The sequence below is a fragment of the Oleiphilus sp. HI0061 genome (genome assembly GCF_001635675.1).
Genome location: NZ_LWFE01001680.1, coordinates 1 through 727 on the forward strand (window position 1 = coordinate 1; position 727 = coordinate 727).

Genomic DNA, 727 nt, shown 5'->3' on the forward strand with positions numbered 1-727 from the left:
CATAATCAATACCAGCTTGCTCTAGCCGTCTAATTTGCTCACCAATCGCACCATAAAGTGAAGGGTCACCACATTGAAGCCGCGCAACGTCTTTACCTTCTTGGTGGGCTTTCTCAATGTGCTGGCTAATTTCTTCTAAGTCGATAGAGGCGGTATCGACAATCAACTCTGCTTTATCTTCAACTGAATCCAAGACCTCTCTGGGTATCAATGAACCGGCGTACAAAACAACAGGACAACGCTCAAGTATACGCTGGCCTTTTAGGGTCATGAGCTCTGGGTCACCCGGACCGGCTCCAATAAAATAGACTGTCATAGTTTTTTCTTATAGCCTCTTGGCGTGTAAACCCATTCTTTTTTGCCATTGACGATATGTCGAGATTCGCTGTTTCCAACGCTCACAAGCGTGAACATATCAACGTCTTTGGCATCTAACTTATCTAGGGTGGTAATGGTGATGGACTCGTCTTCACGGGTTAATTGGCGCCCCAACAAAACGGGCGTCGAAGCCGGTCGGTACTGGAGCAAAACGTCTCGCGCATGGTTCAACTGCCAATCACGCTTTTTAGATACGGGGTTATAGAACGAGATAACAAAGTCACCTTGGCCAGCGCTATGAATACGCTTTTCGATCGTCTCCCAAGGCGTTAGCAAATCAGATAACGATACGGTACAAAAATCATGACCGAGCATGGCGCCGACACGGCTTGCGCCCGCTTGCATGGCA

The 727-nt window shown here is 47.9% G+C and carries 2 protein-coding genes; both read right to left on the minus strand.

Features of this window, described 5'->3' with window-relative positions; genetic code table 11:
• The coding region (locus A3735_RS25940) for an SAM-dependent methyltransferase (RefSeq protein ID WP_231882659.1) at nucleotides 1-316 on the minus strand (316 nt) is incomplete at its 3' end.
• Nucleotides 313-727 (minus strand): precorrin-3B C(17)-methyltransferase (locus A3735_RS25945; protein ID WP_197486056.1); only part of this gene is annotated, 415 nt, incomplete at its 5' end. The genes A3735_RS25945 and A3735_RS25940, both read right to left, overlap by 4 nt.